Source organism: Armatimonadia bacterium, from assembly GCA_039679385.1.
Lineage (GTDB): Bacteria > Armatimonadota > Zipacnadia > Zipacnadales > JABUFB01 > JAJFTQ01.
This window is the reverse complement of sequence record JBDKVB010000005.1, coordinates 37,051-57,015: the sequence shown is the minus strand read 5'-3', so window position 1 is coordinate 57,015 and position 19,965 is coordinate 37,051. Positions and strand designations below refer to the sequence as shown.

At 65.1% G+C, this 19,965-nt stretch carries 9 protein-coding genes; 6 read left to right on the top strand and 3 right to left on the bottom strand.

Annotated elements, in window-relative coordinates:
* Window positions 1-2: 2 nt before the first annotated feature.
* On the top strand, window positions 3-1,844 hold the full coding sequence (locus ABFE16_00450; GenBank protein MEN6343741.1) for a hypothetical protein: 1,842 nt from the start codon (window positions 3-5) through the stop codon (window positions 1,842-1,844).
* 122 nt (window positions 1,845-1,966) lie between these two features.
* Here ABFE16_00450 and ABFE16_00445 read toward each other — a convergent pair whose 3' ends face one another.
* Window positions 1,967-2,824, bottom strand: coding sequence for an SMP-30/gluconolactonase/LRE family protein (locus ABFE16_00445; protein ID MEN6343740.1), 858 nt, complete (start codon window positions 2,822-2,824; stop codon window positions 1,967-1,969).
* A gap of 31 nt (window positions 2,825-2,855) precedes the next feature.
* On the bottom strand, window positions 2,856-4,403 hold the full coding sequence (locus tag ABFE16_00440) for an FAD-binding oxidoreductase (protein ID MEN6343739.1): 1,548 nt from the start codon (window positions 4,401-4,403) through the stop codon (window positions 2,856-2,858).
* A gap of 184 nt (window positions 4,404-4,587) precedes the next feature.
* Between ABFE16_00440 and ABFE16_00435 the strand changes: the two genes are divergently transcribed.
* From ABFE16_00435 to ABFE16_00425, 3 genes are all read left to right on the top strand, one after another.
* Window positions 4,588-9,033 carry a hypothetical protein gene (locus ABFE16_00435; protein ID MEN6343738.1) on the top strand — a complete coding sequence of 1,482 codons (4,446 nt, stop codon included), beginning with the start codon at window positions 4,588-4,590 and terminating at the stop codon, window positions 9,031-9,033.
* A 56-nt stretch (window positions 9,034-9,089) separates the two neighbouring features.
* Entirely contained in the window at window positions 9,090-10,766 is a 1,677-nt protein-coding gene (locus tag ABFE16_00430; GenBank protein ID MEN6343737.1) for an ADP-ribosylglycohydrolase family protein, read from the top strand.
* Window positions 10,767-10,832: 66 nt separating this feature from the next.
* Window positions 10,833-13,226: a glycoside hydrolase domain-containing protein gene (locus tag ABFE16_00425; protein ID MEN6343736.1), complete on the top strand. Its 2,394-nt coding sequence runs from the start codon at window positions 10,833-10,835 to the stop codon at window positions 13,224-13,226.
* Window positions 13,227-13,231: 5 nt separating this feature from the next.
* Here ABFE16_00425 and ABFE16_00420 read toward each other — a convergent pair whose 3' ends face one another.
* Window positions 13,232-15,175, bottom strand: coding sequence for a DUF6785 family protein (locus ABFE16_00420; protein ID MEN6343735.1), 1,944 nt, complete (start codon window positions 15,173-15,175; stop codon window positions 13,232-13,234).
* Window positions 15,176-15,358: 183 nt separating this feature from the next.
* Here ABFE16_00420 and ABFE16_00415 point away from each other — a divergent pair, with 183 nt between their 5' ends.
* Together ABFE16_00415 and ABFE16_00410 are read left to right on the top strand one after the other, a co-directional pair.
* Window positions 15,359-16,894 carry an arylsulfatase gene (locus tag ABFE16_00415; GenBank protein MEN6343734.1) on the top strand — a complete coding sequence of 512 codons (1,536 nt, stop codon included), beginning with the start codon at window positions 15,359-15,361 and terminating at the stop codon, window positions 16,892-16,894.
* A 73-nt stretch (window positions 16,895-16,967) separates the two neighbouring features.
* Window positions 16,968-19,946, top strand: a complete 2,979-nt coding sequence (locus ABFE16_00410) for a DUF5107 domain-containing protein (protein MEN6343733.1) — start codon at window positions 16,968-16,970, stop codon at window positions 19,944-19,946.
* Window positions 19,947-19,965 lie beyond the last annotated feature (19 nt).

The following is a 19,965-nucleotide window of genomic DNA, read 5'->3' as shown; positions in this document are numbered from 1 at the left end:
TCGTGCATCGAGCCGACCTTCGTCCCGTTCTGTGCCCCGCAGAAGGTATCCGCCCCGGCCGCAGCGAATTACACAGGCAACCTAACCGTATTGAGGTGCAAGTACACAGCACAAAGGAGCGTCGTATCGTGCCAGCTATTCGGCTATCAGACAATCAGGCGCACGTATCGAAGGCGCCGACTATCGGTGTTTGGGCCAGTGGTGACCCGCGGGTGGATGAGGACTCTCGGCAGCGGTGCCGCAATATCATTGAGATGACGGCGGACATCCTCGCCGACCGTGTGAAGATGCCCGACGGCACGCCGGTCAAGGTCGTATGGACCCCCATCCTGGTTGATGGCGAGAAAGAGGCCGACAAGGTCGCTCGCCAGTTTGAGGCCGAGGGCGTCAACATCCTCGTCTGCGTCCCCGACACCTGGGCCTTCCCGCAGCTCAGCGTCATGTCCCTGCTGTCGCAGTTCCCCAAGGACACGCCCTTCAACATGACCTGCGGCAACAGTGGCCCAAAGCCGGGCGTCGTGTTCGTTCAGGCCTGCAGTGGCGCAGTCAGCCAGTACGGCCGCATGATCCACATCAACGTCGGCACCTGGCCCGACACCGGCATGAACCCGGTGATGACCGAGTCCACAGCCGATGCACTCGTCGACTGGTGCTATGCCGCCGTGACCAAGGTCGGCCTCAAGGGTCGCCGCGTCGTTGTCTTCGGCCATGACAGCATGGGCATGGAGACTGCGCTGGCCCACGTCATCCCGACTCGCAATCTGCTCGGGCTTGAGATCACCCGACTCGACATGAAGCTCATGGCCGACCTGCTGAACAAACGCGCCTGGGACGAGGAGGAGCTCAAGGCTCTCCGCGCCTGGGTCGACAAGATGGTCGGCGACCGCATCAGCCTTCCGGACGAAGGCGCCAGCGAGAACCTCAACCGGAGCCTTGGCATCTACCTGATCATGCGCGACCTCGCCAAGGACCTCAACGCGGTCGGCGGCGGCTTCATGAACCAGTTGGAGTGGGGCTCAGACCGTCGCGGTATCCCGCTACCCGTGGTCGATATCATGGAGTCGCTGTTCAACTCCAGCTTCGACCACAACGGCCCGAAGCAGCCGATGGCCTTCGCCACCGAGGCGGACACGCAGGGCCTGCTCACCATGCTGTTCACCTCCTGGCTCAGTGGCGGCAACCCGCCGCTGTTCATGGACTTCCGCAAGGTCTGGGAACCCTGGGAGATCGCCAAGAAGGCCGAGGAGCTTGGTCTCGGCGACGTCGAGCCGAACTCGCTGTGGCGCACCAAGGGCCTCGTTGACGGCGACAACTCCGGCAGCGCCTCCTTCGACTGGGCGGGCATGCCGGGCGATTCGCCTGAGAAGATCATGGCCAACGTCTCAATGCCGGTGGCCGAGGACTTCTACTTCCCGGGCGGCGGCAACTGCGTGCAGTTCGTATCGCCGGGAGGCATCGACGGGATCGCCGCTCGCATGGCTTACAGCGCCGACAGCAACATCTTCTCCATGATCTGGGACGAGGCGACGACGACCTCTCTGCCCGGCCCGCTGGAGAAGGCGCTGTGCGAGGCAACGACTCCGACCTGGCCGCACACCTGGGTCGTTCCGAAGTACGCAACCATGGGCGAGTACAAGCAGTTCGCGCCCGCCAACCACTTCCACATGATCTGGGGCCTTAAGCCGGCCGTCCTGGAGTACTGGATGGACCTGGCCAACGTCCTCTCCGTCGCGCCGTGGCAGCAGCGGCCGGCCTACATCGAGGGCGTCGATCGCCCGATGCCGCTGATCTACCTCCTCAACGGCGGCGAGACGACCACCAAGCTGCGCTTCACAGGTCGCTAGTCACCTTGCGACGTCCAGTCGCAGCTATCCTCAGCCAGAACCTGAAGCAGGCCACCCGAAGCTGGGTGGCCTGCTTTGCCTGTGCATGGAGATGGGAAGGTCGCTGATGCGTCGGTGAGTCCTCAGACAGCGATGCGGGAGTAGAACTCCGGCACTCCACGGATGCCCATGCTGACCCGGAACAGCGCGCCGGCTCCCGGACCGTTGGTCTCCTTCTTGGTGCCGCCCGCTGTCGTCACGTACGTGTCCTGGTACTGTTCGCCCCCGAAGACCACGCTGGAGACCTGCTTGGCCGGGAAGGTGACGCGTCGCTCCTCGGTTCCGTTGGGAGCGTACCGCACAAGGCAGCTCCCGTCCCACTTGGCGGTCCATACGTACCCTTCGGCGTCGACGGTCATGCCATCGGGAACTCCCTCGTCCTCCGGCGTCTGCACGAACAGCGTCTGGTTACTCAGCTCACCGGTCGCGCGGTTGTAGTCGAACCGGTAGATCCGCTGCACCCTTGAGTCCGTGTAGTACATGGCCTTGCGGTCCGGCGTGAAGCCCATCCCGTTGGAGCAGCCGACTTCCTCCAGGACGATCCGCAGCGAGCCGTCACGGTCCAGCCGGTAGAGGCGGCCGAGACGCTCCTTCGTCGGCATGGTTCCGCAGAACACCCGGCCCTCCGGGTCGGCGATCACGTCGTTGAAGCGCGTCTCCTTCTCCTCAGCGATCTCCTCGACCAGCGTCTGCAGTTCCCCTCCTCGCCACAGGCGGATAGCTCCGTGATTCATGAAGAGCAGCAGCGCGCCGTCTTCCTGGATCGTGAAGCCGCCGATCTGGTCCCCCTGGAAGCACATTTCGTGGTGACCGGTGGCAGGATCATAGCGGAAGAGTCGGCCTGTCGGAATGTCGACCCAGTACACGCGCTTCTCCAGCGGGTGCCACATTGGGCCCTCGCCGCAGCCGCATTGATAGTCAGCAATCAGTTCGGGAATCATCGATCGGCCCCCAGGTAGTTCGTGCCTGCGCTCAGACCTCAAGCAGGTACTCGCGCGGCACCATGTTGCCCACATTGAGAATGAGATTCGGGTCAAGAACGCGCTTCACACGCGCAATCTCGAGTAGCCCCTCCTTGCCGTACATGATCTCCAGGTAGGGCAGCTCCTCGCCGTCCATGAGGATCGTCTTCTTGCCCACTCCGTGCTCGCCGGAGATCGTGCCGCCAAGAGACACTGCACGCCGAGCGAGACCCGCGTACAGTCCCTTGGCGCAGCGCAGTTCGTCGGCGTTGTGGGGCACGAAGTTCACGTGTAGATGGTAGTTCCCGATATGGCCGAACATGAGGTAGTGCTGGCCCTCTCGGGGGTACTCCTGAGCGAAAGCCTCGCCGGCAGCGTGGTAGTGCTCGATCATCTCGCGGAAGTACTCGGCGGGAACCACGAGGTCGGTGCCGAGCTTCTGCGTGCCCTGACGGCGCAGGTAGCTGTTGATGCCCTCCGGCAGCGAATGGCGGAAGGCCTTCTGCTCCTGGCGGTCGTCCTCGGTCTCGGCGAACCAGTCCTGCGCGCTTTCGTGAGCCTCCAGGGCCTCCATCAGCGGGTCAATGTCGTCGAGCGTTCCCGCGATCTCCGTGTAGACGGCTGCTCCGGCCGTCTTCTCGACCGCTTCGTGCTCCATGAATTGCAGGCAGTGCTCATCGAAGTACTCGATCGCCAGGACCTGCATGGTGCCTTCGCGAGCCGCCTGACGCAGGTCATCGACGAAGCCCAGTGCCTGCTCCTCTTCCGCGAAGAAGGCGATCTCACCGACGATGCTCTCCGGCTTGTGCACAAGCCGCACCTGCACCTCGGTCACGACACCCAGCAGTCCCTCGCAGCCAATGAACAGGTCCACCAGGTCCATGTCGGGTGCTGCATAGAGCCCCGCCGCGTTCTTCACCTCCGGCACCTGGTAGGTGGGCACCCTTACCGCATACCCGGTCCCGGCCTCAGACTGGAAGGTGAGCATGCCGTCCCGGGCCGTCACCTCTCCCCTCTTGATGGCCATCCTCTCGCCGGTCGGGAGCACCAGCCGCAGCCCGATCACCCAGTCACGCGTCGGGCCATAGTAGAAGGTGCGAGCCCCGGAGGCGTTGGTCGCAATCGTGCCGCCCATGAAGGCCGTCTTCTCAGTCGGATCGGGCGGGTAGAGCAGATCCTTCGGCAGCAGCGTCGCCAGCATCTCCAGCGAGATACCGGCAGGCACGTAGGCCTCCCGTGCCGCCCCATCCACATAGATGGCGTACTTCTTGCCGTACTGCTCCACCTCGTAGCGTGGGAGGTCTCGCGCCCTAGGTTCGCGCAGGTCCTGGGTGGAGATGACCAGGCCCCCGTGGATGGCAACTCGGCCACCTGTGATCCCAGTTCCGCCGCCGGAGAGTGTGGCGAGACTGCCCTCGGCGTTGGCCTTGACGATGGCGTCGGCCAGCTCCTCCTCGGACTGGGGGTAGTAGACGGCCTCGATCTCCTCGGCCTGGAAGATGCCACTCTCGTCGGTGGCGAACTCTGCGAGTGCGTCGGGGTCAGTGCGGACTCTCATGGTACCAGCTCCCAGGAGCAAGTCGGCATGGCGCGGACATGAGACCGGTCTCGCCATGTCTCGGAGCCGCATTATACCACGCACTCCTCAGCCCGCAACGTGCGCAGGTCGTAGGTCCGGTCGTCGCGAACACTCCGGGACAAGCTCCGACGAGTAAGGCCGCGGATTGACGGAGGACTGGACCATGAGACACGCCCTCTTGCTACTTCTGATCTGCCTGCCGGTCTGCTGGGCGCAATCAACCGAGCCGATAGGCCCGGAGCTCCTCACGAATGGCTCCATGGAGGCCCTTGATCCTGCCTCGGGGATGCCGCAGGGCTGGGTTGGGAGCTTCTCGGCAGACTGGGGCGACTGCGCCGGCAACGCCAGTGCATCCCAGGAAGCCCCACACGAGGGCAAAAGTTGCCTTCTTGTCACCGGCGTGCGCGGGACCTACATGGCCGGTGCCACTGAGGTCCCCTCCCTCGACCCGCAGCGCTCCTATGTCCTGACTGGATGGCTGAGGACCTCGCTGGCACGGGGTCAGTCGACCTACCTCACGGTGTCCTGGCGCAACAAGGAGGGCCGGTTCCTGTCGCTGCAGACAGGCCGTCGTCTTGCCGGCAAGACCCCCTGGAAGTATGTCGAGCTCCCTCTCACGGTTGTCGAGCGGCCCGCCGGAGCTGTCCAGGCACACCTCTCCGTGCGCGTCACAGGAACGGGTGATACCGGCCAGGTCTGGGCCGACCAGCTATCGTTGCGAGAGTGCCGGGCGCTTCCGGGCGAGGCCGTCAACTCTCAGGAGCGTCGCCGACTGCTTGAGATGGCGCGTGAGCTCCTGATCGAGGTTCAAGTCTGGCGCGACCGGCTGGCGACCCTTCAGCAGCGCCGGGCCGATCTGGAGGCTCTGTCTCAGGCCACTGAGGGCTTCGACAGTCTGGTCACTCGCTACGGGGCTGCCGTCCGCAGTCACAGCTTCCTGACCCGTCAGTCCCGCCCTCGCGAAGACCTTGAGCGAGCGGTAGCCACGACGCCCGCGGAGATCGTGGCGCAGGTCGACAAGCTGCAGCAGTTGGCCGACCTGCGGAACCGTTGCTTCGGCGAGCTCGGCCGGATGCTCGACGTGAAGCGCAAGCTGGACGCCTCCGAGGACCTGCGGCGGTTCTACCTGTGGGCTCAGCTTGCGGGCCTGCGAGGCGAGACTGAACCCGGAACACCCAGCGCCATACCCGTGGCGAACTACCCTCTCTTGGCGCCGGGACTCACACCTTCCACACCGGGTGAACTGGGCGACGTGACGGTCCGAGTGAGCGTCGATCGACGCAGCGGCACCGGTACCCTTCGACTTACCTCCGAACTCCTCGCGGACAAACCGGCAACGCTGCAACTGGGGCTCTTCGACCCCGCCGGCAGGTTGGTTGCAGCGACGAGTCGTCCGGTATCCGGCGGCCGCCTTGAGGCGACCCTCCAGGTTCGCCCGGTCGACCTCTGGTTCCCTGATTACCCCTACCTCTACACCCTTCGGGCCGCCCTGGTGGCGGACGGGAAACTGGTGGACCTTGCCCAGCAGCGCGTGGCCTTCCGCGAAGTCACCGTCGCCGAGTGCGACGTGAACGCCACCATGCGCCACGCCTGGGATTGGGCTCTGACCGACTATACCTTCGCGATCAACGGTCAGCCCTACTTCCTGCGCGGAACCGTCGTCTCGGGCGAGACACGCCGCTATCCCCAGGAGGCTTCGGCCCTGTTCTCCGAGCTGTGGCTCGACTTCCAGCGCACCTACGGCGCCTACCTTGCCGGAGTGTCGCCGGAGGAGGCCGATCAAATGGCCGACCTGGGGCTGACGCTCTTCGGGAGCATCGCACCCTCCTACACCGCGCTTCGGCACTACGTTTCCTCGACAGAGGGCTTGGAGGACTTCCGCGATCTGTGCCATCGGGCCGCCTGGATCGCCGACCACCCGGCAGTGGTGGCGATGCAGACCGGCAACGAGGCCGAGTTGTCCGTGTGGGGTGCTGACCTGCCCTCCGTGTACGGCGACGACCTGTGGCACTGCTTCAACGAAGTCAACAAGGTTGTCCGCGACGAGATGAAGCCGCAGGTCCCGATGGGGTATGTCCGCGCGACCAACCTGGACCCCGTGCTCTCGGTGCCACGCGACGACTACAGCGGGGTCAACCAGTACACCGGCCGCTACTTTGGCCGTCGCTGTACCATGACCTCCGATCTCGAGACCCTGGCTCTGGGCTGCACCCTCGACAGCAAGCCCATGGGCATCACGGAGTGGAACGGGCCGAAGTACTCCTGGGCCACGCGCGGCGTGTCCGGCGTCGATGAGGAGGGCGCCGCGCAGTACATCTTCGACTACTACCGCACGATGACCCGAACTCCGGCCACCCTCTTCTCGACGGAGTTCGTCATGAGCTGGGTGGTGACGCCCCTTGAGGACCTCACCACGACCTCCCTCACCGAGGGGATGAAGCGTCGCGGTCAGTGGAAATGGAACCTCCAGCAGGGCGTGCCCTGGTACCCGGACATCTGGCCCAATCTGCTCACCAACACCGCCGCGCGGCGCACGATGGCGGGCTTCGGGAGCCCCTTGCTCGAGCTCTGCGAGTCACCCGGTGAGGTCCTTGTCGCCTCCCATCGCGCTGCCCCGGCCGATGCAGCAGCCCTAACAGCAGTCCTCAGAGGCCTTGGCAAGGACGCGAAGCAGGCAGCCATGCCTTCGGCCACTGAGCTCGCCCGCCTCAAGGCGAACCTGGTTCTGATCGGCGGAACGGGGGACGACCAGCCGGAAGCGATCCGGGCCCTGGAGCGCCTCGGCGTGATCGGAGCCACGAGCGCACAGTACCCCGCTGCGGGGCGCTTCCTCCTGCAGCGGCGCATCAACCCCTACTTCCCCGACCGCTTCCTGGTCACAGTAACCGCAGCGGACGCTCAGGGTTTGCGTGCGGCCTTGGACAAGCTGACCTCCTCTGCCCAGGGGTTGCGAGAAGCCTATGGTCGCCAGGCCTCCTGCCGTCGCGCGCTGGCGCTGGTCGACGACAGGGACACCGTGGCCCGCGCCTTCGCCCGATACGTCATGGAGCTGCCCACTCGGAGCACCTTCGTTGGCCGCGATGATGTCCGCACGAGCCTTAGGCCCGAGGAGATACTCCGCGCCGACCGCACCCTCGCCGACGCCTACACGGACCTGGGAGCCGTCATCGTGGCCGTCAAGCGCCCCCTCACGGACGCCGAGGCTTCCTTGCTGCTGCGTCTTCCCGAAGCGGGCGTGAACGTGATCTGGTCAGGGGCCACGCTGGGCGCGAATCCGGAGCAGGCGAAGGCGCTGGGAGTGTCCGTGTCGGGTGACGAGCCGTTGACCGACAGCTACCGAGTCTCCGACTGGGCGCAGACCCCGCTATCGGTGCCGGAGATGGGCGACCTCGCAGCCGACCGGCTGGAGCGCTTCGGTGCCCTGAAGCCTAGCACGCCGGCCTGGAAGTCGGCAACGACAACAGGAATCATCTCCGCCACCGACCCGGCCTGGCGATCGGCTGTGGCGGACAGCCAGGGCCGAGCAGTCGTGATGGCTCGTGACGCCGGCCGAGGCAGCCACTGGGTGTTTGGCGCGGACCTGTCGGCGACGGCCGAGGCCCTCGTCAAGACCACCACCAGCGGCGTCCTGCACAGCATCTACGACCGTGACACGGCCTGTGGGCTTGAGCGGCTCTTCCGGGTCGTCGCCAACGCTGCCTCCTACCGGGCCGAGACCAGACCGGCTGATCGGCCACGACTGCGAGCCGCCGTCGAGTGCGATCGCTCCGTGTACCAGTGGGGCGACCAGGCCCGGGTCACCGTCCGGGTCAAGGGCGCTGACGGGCTGCCGACCGATGCTTCGGTGAGGGTCAGCTTCGCCAGGGGCGACCGCCTCCTTGGGCTGCCTGGACCTAACGCGCTCTGGGTACAGGCCCGGAGGGTTGCACCAGGATGCTATGAAGCCACGACGAAGCTGAGTCAGGAGCAAGCGCCCGGAGGGGCCGTCACGGATACCGTCGCGATGAGGCACCGGGGTGAGACGGCCCTCACCGCCTTCGCCGATGTGTCCAAGCCGGGGTGCGTCGCCGACTGGACCTCCGAGGTGGTGCGGGTCACCGACACCACGAACGAAGCTGCCCACCTGGTACGCCTGGGGCAGCTCCTTCGCGACGATGCCTTCGAGGTGCTGCTGAGCGTCAACGACACGAAGACCTGGGTCGAGATCGCTGGCGCCCTGACCGTTCCAGCTCAGCCGAGAGTCGGGCAGCCGTCGGCCTGCGAGCTGGTCATCAACCGCGTCGAGAACGACGAAGGCAATGACTGGATGGAGGACGTCGAGCTCGTCCTGACGCCTGAAGAGGGCGGCGAGCCAATCCTAGTGCCCCTCGCACCGGGCAAGGTCCTGGCGTCGACGAAGGCCTCCGTGGTGACCAAGCGTCCCGACGACTGCATCGTGGTCACCTCCGCCAATCCCGCTCGGCTCAAAGTGAACTGGACGCCCAGTCGTGCAGGGCGCTGGAAGATGTCCTTGCGCTACCGCTACACCGACGACTTCCACGTCAAAGACACGAACCGCCTGCTCTGCGATAGCCCGCTCGGCAGCGGCCCTGTCGAGGTCCTGCCCTGAGGCCCTTCAGGTCAGCGGTCGCCGTGCCCTTGCATCGCGCAGCTTGGGAGGACACCATGCACAGACTAATCGTTACCCTTCTTCTTGCACTGGGCCTGACACAGATCGCCTGGTCGCAGGAGGCGCCGGCGGCGATCGAGTACCGTCGCCTGCCCGTGGCCGACTACCTGGACCACATGAAGGCCGGGTGGATCGGCCAGATCGCGGGCGTCTCCTTCGGGGCGCCTACTGAGTTCAAGTGGCAGGGCAGCATCATCCCCGCCAACCAGACCCCGGTCTGGAAGGACAACCTGATCAACAGCGCCTTCGGACAGGACGACCTCTACGTCGAGATGACCTTCCTGCGAACGCTGCAGGAGTTTGGCCTGGGCGTCTCCGCAAGACAGGCCGGAATCGACTTCGCCAACAGTGAGTATGCAGTCTGGTGTGCGAACCGAGCCGGGCGCAACAACCTCCGTGCCGGGATTGCGCCTCCAGACTCGGGGCACCCGCACTTCAGCCGCAACTCCGATGACATCGACTACCAGATCGAGTCCGACTTCTCCGGTCTCGTGGCTCCTGGTCTTCCGCAAACGGTCATCGCCCTGGGTGACAAGTTCGGGCGCATCGTCAACTACGGTGATGGTCTGTACGCCGGCATGTTCATGGGCGGTCTGTACGCCGAGGCCTTCTTCGAGAGCGACCTTCACCGCCTCCTCGCCGCCGGGTTGGCCTGCATCCCCGCCGAGAGCCAGTATGCCGAGATGGTCCGCGACGTCCTTGCCTGGTACCAGGAGAACCCCGACAACTGGGAGGCCACCTGGACCAGGGTCAATGACAAGTACGTCAAGAACCCCGACTACCACCGCTATGCCGGGGCAGGCATCGACGCCAAGACGAACGGGGCCTACGTGCTGATCGGGCTGCTCTATGGCAAGGGCGACCCCGAGCAGACCATGGCGATCGCCTGCCGCTGTGGCATGGACTCCGACTGCAACCCCTCCAGCGCGGCCGGAGTGCTCTTTGCGACAATCGGCTACAACAAGCTCCCGGCGGGCTTCCGCGACAAGCTCAACCTGGAGCGCAAGTTCAGCTACACCGCCTACAACTTCCCGGGGCTGGTTGCAGCGTGTGAGCAGGTGGCACGGGAAGCCGTCGTGCAGGCTGGCGGACGTGTTGAGAAGGACCCAACCGGCGAGGGAGTCTTCGTGATCCCCGTCCAGACACCTCAGCCGCTTCCCGTGGAGCGGTCCTGGGAGCCTGGCCCCATCGCCGGCACCCGATTCACGCCGGAAGAGAGAGCCCAGATCCGCTTCCCGGATGAGGTGGCGCTGGGTCTGAGCAAGACGGCCCCCGGCTGGGAGCTGAGCAACTGCGGCTTCGACATGGGGGCGCCGGGTCTGCTCTCCGACTTCCGCGGTCGCAAGGACATCTTCGTCACGCATCCTCTCGACCAGACGACGGGCAGCGTGCTATCCCGTGACCTGACGATTCCCGAGGGCAAGCAGACCTTCCTCAACATCGTCGTGGGCCATGATTCCCGTGCCGACTGGGAGCTGATCGTCCGCGCTGACGGCAAGGTCCTGCTCGACCAGATCGTCGGCAAGGACACCACCGACCGGGGATGGCTGACGAAGAGCGTAGACCTCTCCGAGTTCGCCGGGAAGACGATCCATGTGGAACTCGTGAACCAGCCCACCGGGTGGGCCTGGGAGGCCGCTTACTGGTCGAAGGTCGAGGTCGTTAGCCGCTAACCTTCTGTGCCGACAGCTCTTCGCGTCCTTCGCTTGCTGCAGACCGCCACACAAGGAGCAACAACCATGCATCGTCTGGCCGCACTCCTGCTGGTCCTGAGTTGTGCCTGCTGTGTCGCCGCACCCCAGCGAGGCGTCAACCTCCTGAGCAATCCCGGCTTCGAGCAGGCGGCCGGTTCGCTATCGGCTGGATGGTCGAAGGCCGGTCTTGGCTACTCGCTGAGCCCAACCGGCGGAGTCGACGGCGGTCCCTGCCTCTACTGCCCGTCGGGAGACCCGTCGGAGTACCACGGCGCCATGCAGGAGGTCGTGTTTGACCCGCCGGTGCAGCATCCCTTCGCCGTCAGTGGCTGGAGCAAGGCGGAGGGCGCCGAAGGCGTTGACTACTGCCTGTACATGGACTGCTGGTATGCCGACGGCACCAACCTCTGGGGGCAGCAGCGGCACTTCGACAACGGCACGCACGACTGGCAGAGGATCTCCTACGTCTTCGATGTCACCAAGCCCGTAACCAAGATCCAGTTCTTCCTCCTCTTCCGTCGCTGCTCGGGTAAGGCCTGGTTCGACAACGTCTCACTGTCCCTGGTCCCCTTCGAGTTCAGTGGTGAGCGGGTTCGCCCCAGCCTCTATGGCGGCAACAGCATCGACTACAACGCAGCGCTGACCTTCCCCGCGAAGTGGACCGCCTCGGTCCTGCGCGACGGTCAGTCGGTCTTCAGCACCCAGGGCTCAGGCCGCAACATCGAGATGTCTTGGCCGGGAACCGACGCCTCCTCACGACTGCTCCCCGGCGGCGATTGGAGGGTGCAGGTGGTGGCGAAGGACGAGCTCCTCGGCGAGGAGCTCAAGCATGAGCTGCCCGTCCGCACGCAGTCAGGACCCGGACGCGGCTATGTCGCCTGGACCGAGAGCAGCATTAACCGCGTGCTCATCAACACCTTGCCGCCGGAGTCGCCCTCCCTGAGCACCCATATCACGCTGGCCGGGAACGAGTACGAGAGCTTCCAGGTGGCCCTCCGCACAGCGCCCAACCAGGACCTCAAGGGCTGTACCGTCGACGTCGGCGACCTGCGTGGTCCGAACGGAAGCGTGATCCCGGCGAAGAACCTCACCTGGGAGCAGGTCGGCTTCGTGGAGATCAAGAAGCTCTTCCAGCACCCCAAGCTGCCGACCGAGGCTGCTCCGGGTTGGTGGCCCGATCCCCTGCTGCCGGTCAGCCGCTTTGACGTGCCTGCGGCGACCACGCAGTCCCTGTGGTTCACCGTCTACGCACCGCCCGGTACGCCGCGCGGCGAGTACCAGGGCCAGGTACGCATCCATGTGCCCGGCTCCTCTGATCTAGTGGCCGAGGTCAGCGCCAGGGTCTACGGCTTCGACCTCCCGACCCAGTCCCACCTCAAGACCTCTTTCGCGCTCATGGACGGCTACCTCGAGAAGCTCTACGGGCCTCTCACGCCAAAGCTGCGTCAGGCCTACGGAGACTACGTCCTCCAGCACCGCCTCAACCCCGACGACATCTCGCGGACCGATCCACCCGACCTGGAGGACCTGACCCACTACAACCCGCGCGGCCTGAACGCCTTCAATGTCATCAATATGGTGGAGCCGCGAGGCAAGCGCATCTGGGTCTGCTACAGCCCCCTGGAGTTCTACACGCCGCAGTTCAAGGCAAGCCTGACCGAGCGCCTCGACCGCTACGTGCCGGAGATGAAGCGACGCGGCCTCGGCGACAAGGCCTATGTGTACACCTTCGATGAGCGGCCGGCGGAGTTCAACCCGATCATGAAGGAGTACTTCGGCCTCATCAAGGAGCGCTACGGCATCCCGACCCTGACCACGGCGAAGGTGCCTCAGGACCCGCAGGTCATGAAGGACCTGAACATCGATTGGAACTGCCCGGTCTCCTCCGTCTACCACTTCGACGAGGCCGAGCGCTGCCGTGCCGCCGGGCTGCAGGTGTGGTCCTACATCTGCTGCGGACCTCGGTACCCCTATGCCAACTGGATGACGGAAGAGCCGCTGGTGGAGTCACGGGTGATCTGGTGGCAGGCCTATCAGCAGAAGATGGACGGGTTCCTCTACTGGGGTCTGAACGTCTGGAGCCACAAAGACAACAACTACCTGATCGACCCGGAGAAGGATGGTCCGCGCCTGAAGTGGGGAGTCACCACGGGGACCGGCAAGGGCGACTGGACCGACACTCTCAGCGGCGACGGTGTCCTGCTGTACCCGGGCAAGGAAGGACCCTATGGCTCTCTCCGCCTCGAGAACATCCGCGATGGCCTCGAGGACTACGAGTACTTGTGGCTGCTGCAGGAGCGGACGGGAAGCGTCGATAGGGCGCGGGAAGCCTGCCTGCCGGTCACCGAGAGCCTGACCGCCTTCACCCGGGACCCGGCAGTGGTGATCAGTCAGCGCGATGCGATCGCCCGGCGCCTGGAGGCCCTGGGAGCGAAGTGAGCGGGCTAGTGCGGGAAGAACATATACATCTGGCGGCCGACGATGGTCCCGTACAAGCCCCACAGTCCCGGGGCCACGAGGTCGCCAAGGATCGCTCCGAGCGCAAAGGGCACCATGCGGTGGTAGACCTTGATGCCGCCGTAGCGCAGCACAACGCTCTTGAGCGCCCAGGCGATCAGGAAGGGCATCCAGAGGTACTCCATGGAGGCCGTGTTGGCGATGGCGTAGCCCACCGGGTGCAGCATGAAGTTGGGGATCATCTGCCGGGCCAGGCCCAGCACGAGCACCACCACGAAACCGATCGCCGACCCGGCCAGGCCCCAGAGGTCGGGAGGCTGCGGGAAGTTGAGTGCGTCGGCGAGCTGTTGGTAGGGCTGCCTCCCGACGGCGGTGAACCACGGTCGAACCTTGGCTGTGGCGGCGCCGTAGGAGTAGTAGATGTGCAGGAAAGTCCAGAAGGACGAGATCAGCCCGACGACCGTTGTGAGGCTGACCGCCGCCAGGAGTTGCCCCGCGGGAATCTTGCCCGTATCGTGACGCATCTTGAGTGCGGATAGCAGGTGGACGACGGGCGTGTCTCGATAGTCGTTGTCGAGCCAGTCCATGACCATGAAGCTGGTGAGCCCCTGGGCGGTGAATCGTCGGCCGCCCAGGAGGGCCATCACGAGCTGGTGGGCGCGGTTACGCTGGACCATGGTCCAGCCTGCTCCCGTCTCAGCCACGACGCGGCCAATGGCGGTTACGAAGAGGAAGTACAGGCCGAAGTAGAGCACGCCGATGGTCGGGGTGAGCCCAGCCGCAGAGGCCATGAGCGTCAGGGCCACCATCACCGCGACGAACCCCCACAAGGCATAGCGCGGATGGATGAAGGCGGTCTCGTCAGGCTCCTTGCGCCGCCAGGCCTCGCGCAGCGATCCCTTTGCCACCCACAGTGCCCCGGCCATGATCCCAAGCAGTCCGCCCGCACCTTGCTCTTGCATCAAGGGCAGCCGGGCCAGACCGCTCTGCGCTCCGCCTCCCCGAAGTCCGGCCGCTGCACACCCCACCGTCACGAGCTTCCCAAACAGGTAGAAGAACCAGCAACTGAAGGAGGCGTCGCGGGTCAGCAGGAACCCGATCCCGATCATGAAGGGGAAGAACGCCACCGAGAAGGGCCGCATGGCATTCCAGGGCGTTGACGAAGCCCAGGCCTCAACTCGCCGAGCCTTCAGCCACACCGTCGGGACGGACGGGTACAGGTAGTTGATGAAGTCGATGGACTCGAGGATCGCCGCCGTGAGCAGCCCCGCCCACATGTACCGGCTACGCCAGAAATGTGTACTCGTGCCCTCCGAGGTCATCTCCAGGGGCAGTTGCACCAGCGGGAAGGTAAGTCGCTCGCGGTGGACCCACTGCTTGCCCAGGAGGTTGGCGATGAACACCGCGCCCATCATCAGCAGGACGATCATCGCACCCCAGTAGGCCAGGGGCACAGCCCACTCGCGGAGCACCTCGGGACTGTACAGCGTCCCGCTGCCCTCGTAGTACCAGCGGATCACCCGGTCATCCGTCGGGCCGAAGAAGCTTGGCAGCAGGTCGTGGAAGTCGGCCCACTTGTTCTCGGGAGTCGCATAGTAACGGCCCGCGACCATCGTGTTGACCAGGAAGGGCACGAAGCTGTTGCCGCTGAGACAGGCGGCCAGGCACATCATGATGTAGATGAGGAGCTGCTCGCCCTGGCGCAGCTTCAGAGGTTTCGCGATAAGGCCGACGAAGCCGTTGAGAACCGCGACGATGAACAGCGTGAACACGGAGCCCAACTGCAGCGAAGTCTGTGCCCAGGTCAGCGCCTGGATGATCAGATAAGCGTAGGCGCCGAAGAACACGCCGGCAGGCACCAGCACCGTGCCGATGAGGAGAGCACGAACCGGTGAGGGTCTTTTCTCGTCTGGAAGCTTCTCGGTGCGCATGACTGACTGGATAGCCCCACTGTGCCGGGTAAGCGGCCCCGGCCGAGTCGCCGCAAAAGTCTGTCTTTCCCCCTTGGTCTCGTCGCTACCTTCCAACACTAGGAAGGTGTTCCTGTCGGGCAGGGAGAACCACGCTTGGTTGCCAGGCCTTGGTCCGACACTCCGGCAACGGAGTTGCCCATCATGCCTGAGGACGTTACCCGGCGTGGCTTCCTTAGTATGCTTGCCGGCGGCGCCACTGCCGCCGCCCTTGGAAGGCGAGGTGCTCCTGCTTTGGCCGACCGCTCGCGACGCCCTAACATCCTCCTTCTCATGACCGATCAGCACCGGGGCGACTGCCTGGGTGCCGATGGGAATCCGGTCATCCAGACTCCGCACCTTGACCGGATCGCGCACGAGGGCGTCCGCTTCTGCCACGCCTACACCTCGACGCCCTCTTGCACCCCGGCTCGTGCCGGACTGCTGACCGGCCTCTCCCCCTGGCGACACGGGATGCTGGGCTATGGCCAGGTTGCCCTGCGCTACGAGCACGAGATGCCACGGATGCTTCGTGAGGCCGGGTACTACGCCCTGGGGATCGGCAAGATGCACTACCATCCCCAGCGCAATCTGCACGGCTTCCACAAAGTTCTGCTCGACGAGTCCGGCCGCGTCGAGTCACCAGGTTTCGTCAGCGATTACCGGCAGTGGTTCCACCAGGTCGCGCCGGGTATGGACCCCGACGCCACCGGAATCGGCTGGAACGACTACGCGGCAGCGCCCTACAAGCTGCCCGAGCACCTGCACCCGACACGCTGGACGGGCGACCAGGCCGTCAGCTTCCTGGAGACCTACCACGACGATGCGCCCTTCTTCGCCAAGGTCTCCTTTGCTCGCCCTCACAGCCCCTACGATGCGCCCGAGCGGTTCATGAAGATGTACGAGGATGCCGCTCTGCCCGAGGCCCTCCACGGCGACTGGTGCGAAGGCTATGCGCACCGTGGCGAGAAGCCGCGCAGTGACGCCTTCTGGGGCGATCTGGGGACCGAGCAAGTCCGGCGCTCACGCCAGGGCTACTACGGCAACGTCACCTTCATCGACGAGCAGATCGGCCGCGTCCTTGAGACGCTTGAGAAGCGAGGGATGCTGGAGAACACGCTCCTCCTGTCCACCAGCGACCACGGTGACAACCTCGGCGATCACTACCTGTGGCGGAAGACCTACCCCTACGAGGGTTCGACACGGGTATCGATGCTGATGCGCTGTCCGGAGGGGCTCTCGGGGGACGTGGCTGGACAGGTGCGCGACGAGGTTGTGGAGCTGCGCGACGTCCTGCCGACCTTCTTGGAGGCGGCGGGAGTACGCTACTCGCAGGAGGACTTCGACGGTCGCAGTCTCCTCGGCCTGACGCGAGGTGAGACGGAGGACTGGCGGCCCTATCTCGACCTGGAGCACGCACGCTGCTACTTCTCGGAGAACGACTGGCACGCCCTCACCGACGGCCACTACAAGTATGTCTACTTCGCGCCGACCGGCCGGCAGCAGTTGTTCGATCTGCGGCGCGATCCCGGCGAGCTCCACGACCTCGCTTCGGATCCGTCGCAGGCACAGATGCTGGCAAGATGGCGCGAACGCCTCGTCGAGACCCTCTCGATCCGGGGCGAGAACTACGTCAAGGATGGAGACCTGGCGATCCGCACGAAGCCGCTGATCTACGGGGCGCACTACCCGCGCGCCTGAGGCCCTGCACTTCCAGCCCGGGGCATGGCAGCCCCGGGTTATAGCTACGAACCCAACCTATCTGAGGTGACCCATGTCTGCGCGTTGCTGGCAGGATACGCTAGCCCTGAAGACGTACCCCCTAGGCCCTGAGGACCCGAACCCACCGATCCAGCGCCTCAACCGTTCGAACTCGGTGTACCCGTATCCGATGCAGGACGATCTGCTCGAGGGCCCGGCCGAGATGAAGGACTGGACAGCCCTGCACCTGGAGAACGAGTACCTCCATGCCATCGTCTTGCCCGAGTTGGGCGGACACCTCTACTCGCTCCATGACAAGCTCTGCGGGCGCGAGGTCTTCTACCGCAACAATGTGGTCAAGTACGGCCTGGTCGCGACTCGGGGCGCCTGGGTCTCCGGCGGCATCGAGTTCAACTTCCCCATGGGCCACACCTACACCACGGTCTCACCGGTGAGTTGGGAGATGGGCCAGGACGACAGTGATGGGTCTGTCTGGCTGGCCGTGGGCAACGTATGCCGGGTAAGCCGCATGGAGTGGTGCGTCGAGCTGTCGCTGGAGGCCGGTGCAAGGCGTCTCCATGAGCGGGTCTCCCTGCACAACCCGATGGACTACAAGCAGCGGTTCTGGTTCTGGAACAACTCGGCGGTGCCGGCAACCAACGACCTGCACCTTGTGTACCCCGCGCGGAAGGTCATGATCGGCGGCCGCATCTACGACTACCCGGTCAACTCCGAGGGCCTCGACCAGTCCTGGTATCGCAACCGGCACGCCGCGGGCGACATCTTCACCCTTGACGTCACCGAGGACTTCTTCGGCTGCCACTACACGGACTCAGACTTCGGCATGGTCAACGTCGCCTCGCACGAGGAGGTCTACGGGCGCAAGTTCTTCACCTGGGGCACCTGCGACGAGGGGATGATGTGGGTCAACCATCTCACCGACGAAGACGGCCAGTACTGCGAGATTCAGAGCGGGCGGTTCCCGACGCAGTCCATCTGGGAGTTCCTCCCTCCTCATTGCTCGCTCAACTGGGACGAATGGTGGATGCCGGAGAACGGGATGGACGGATGGGTCTATGCCAACGAGGACATCATCCTGAACCTCGTGGTCGAGGCCGAGCGCCTGCGGATCGGCGCGCTTGTCTCGGTGCCCCTGGGCAAGGTCAGGCTAGCCCTCCAGGCTGAGGGGCGCACCCCGTGGCAAGCCACCGCCGAGTTGACGCCTGAGAAGCCCCTCTGCCACGAACTCGCCATGCCCTTTGGGTGTGACGAGAAGACGGAGTTCGAGCTGACCGTGATGACCGAGGAAGGGGAAATCCTCGCCGAGTACCATTGCCCGCCGGCCTACACCAAGAAGCCGAAGGTCGCCGAGACCGGTGAGGACCAGCGCCCGCCTGAGACGCCGGAAGCCGAGTGCAGCGCTGAGCAGCTATCGGTCAAGGCTGGTACCGCTATGAAGCGCCTCGAGCACCGCGAGGCACGGCGACTGTATGAGGTGGCCCTGAGTCGCGATGCCGGTTACTCCATGGCACATCTCGGCCTCGGCATCCTCGACTACCGCGCGGCGGAGTACGAGTGCGCTCGCGAACACCTCGAAGAGGCCCTTGCTCGCGACGCCGATAACCCCGAGATCCTCTACTATCTGGCCCTGGCACGCGCTGCCTGCAAGGACTTCGAAGGCGCCTTCAGAGCCCTCACCGAAGCCCGACGACGTGGCCACGATGAGGTCGTTACGCGGACCGCCGAGCTGTCCGTGGAGCTCGCATCCGAGCCGCTAGCTGCGGCAATCCTCGGTGGCACCACCGACGACTGGTGGAAGCTGCGTCTCTTTGGCCTCCATTCCTATCTGAGACACAGGGAAAGGGGGCAGGAACTGGACCGCGCAGACTTCGCCCGCTGGGCACGCGGTGACGTGGCCCTGTGGATCGAGGAAGCGCTCTTCCTGGATGAGGGTACCGGCCTCGATCTGCTGCGTCTAGCCGAGGCGCACTGCCCTGCTGCCGCCGACTACCCGATGGTCCACTACCTGTCTGCACACTTCAACCGCCAGAATGGCCGCAGGCAGCAGGTCAAGGCGGCGCTCGAGAGGGCCCGCCAGTGCCCGCTCGACTTCTGCTTCCCGAGTCGCGTCGAAGAGCTCGAGGCCCTCGAGGCCGCCGTGGCCGACGATCCCACCGACTGGAAGGCCCGCTATCTGCTCGGTAACGTCCTGGCCTTCCTCGACCGCACTGACGAGGCTATGCAGCAGTGGCGCGAGGCACTCTCCCTCGACCAGTCCTTTGCAGTGCTGCACCGTAACCTTGGCGTCGGCTGCCTGCAGTGGGAGAGAAACCCCGTCGAGGCGGCGCAGCACTACCGAGACGCCATCGCCTGCGAGGCCGGCGACTACCACTACTATATGGACCTCACCGACCTGTACGAGCGACACCACAAGAGCCTTCCAGAGGGCTTCAGCCAGGACGCCGCGGGTGCCACTGACGCCGAGCTATCACTCATGCTATCGGCCCCCGAGTCGGTGCAGAGCAAGTGGCAGGTCGCCGCGCGGATCGCGGAGCTACTCACCCGCACCGGGAAGTGGGAGCGGGCGCTGGAGATCCTCAAGGCGCACCACTTCTTCCCCTGGGAGGGTGCGCGGCACATGCACGGCCTCTGGGTGGACTGCCTGACCGGGCGAGCCCGTGAGCGTTCGGAGGCCGGCGATCACGCCGGTGCCCTGGAGGACCTGAAGACTGCTCTCACCTACCCGCTGAACCTTGGCGTCGGCAAGCCCTCTCGTCCTCATGAGGCGAAAGTCCTGTGGTTGGCCGCCGAGCAGGCAGGCCTGCTCAAAGACGCCGAGCAGCGTCAGACCTACCTTCAGGCTGCGGCAGCCGAGCGGCACGACCAGCTTGGCGAAGCGGACTGGTGGAAGCTGCTGGCCTTGCGCGAACTGGGCCAGACCGCCGAAGCTGCGGAGTTGGAGGGCCGCCTGCGAACCTGGGCCGAGGACCTGACGAAGAAGGACGATACGGCCGCACGAGGTCGCGAGATGCTGCAGCGACTGAACGGGTAGCCTCACTGTTGAGGCTGCC

Excerpts from the sequence above, each read along its gene's own strand:
- ABFE16_00410 (MEN6343733.1), top strand. The coding sequence starts at position 16,968 with ATGTCTGCGCGTTGCTGGCAGGATACGCTAGCCCTGAAGACGTACCCC.
- ABFE16_00430 (MEN6343737.1), top strand. The coding sequence starts at position 9,090 with ATGCACAGACTAATCGTTACCCTTCTTCTTGCACTGGGCCTGACACAG.
- ABFE16_00435 (MEN6343738.1), top strand. The coding sequence starts at position 4,588 with ATGAGACACGCCCTCTTGCTACTTCTGATCTGCCTGCCGGTCTGCTGG.
- ABFE16_00420 (MEN6343735.1), bottom strand. The coding sequence starts at position 15,175 with ATGCGCACCGAGAAGCTTCCAGACGAGAAAAGACCCTCACCGGTTCGT.
- ABFE16_00415 (MEN6343734.1), top strand. The coding sequence starts at position 15,359 with ATGCCTGAGGACGTTACCCGGCGTGGCTTCCTTAGTATGCTTGCCGGC.
- ABFE16_00425 (MEN6343736.1), top strand. The coding sequence starts at position 10,833 with ATGCATCGTCTGGCCGCACTCCTGCTGGTCCTGAGTTGTGCCTGCTGT.
- ABFE16_00445 (MEN6343740.1), bottom strand. The coding sequence starts at position 2,824 with ATGATTCCCGAACTGATTGCTGACTATCAATGCGGCTGCGGCGAGGGC.
- ABFE16_00440 (MEN6343739.1), bottom strand. The coding sequence starts at position 4,403 with ATGAGAGTCCGCACTGACCCCGACGCACTCGCAGAGTTCGCCACCGAC.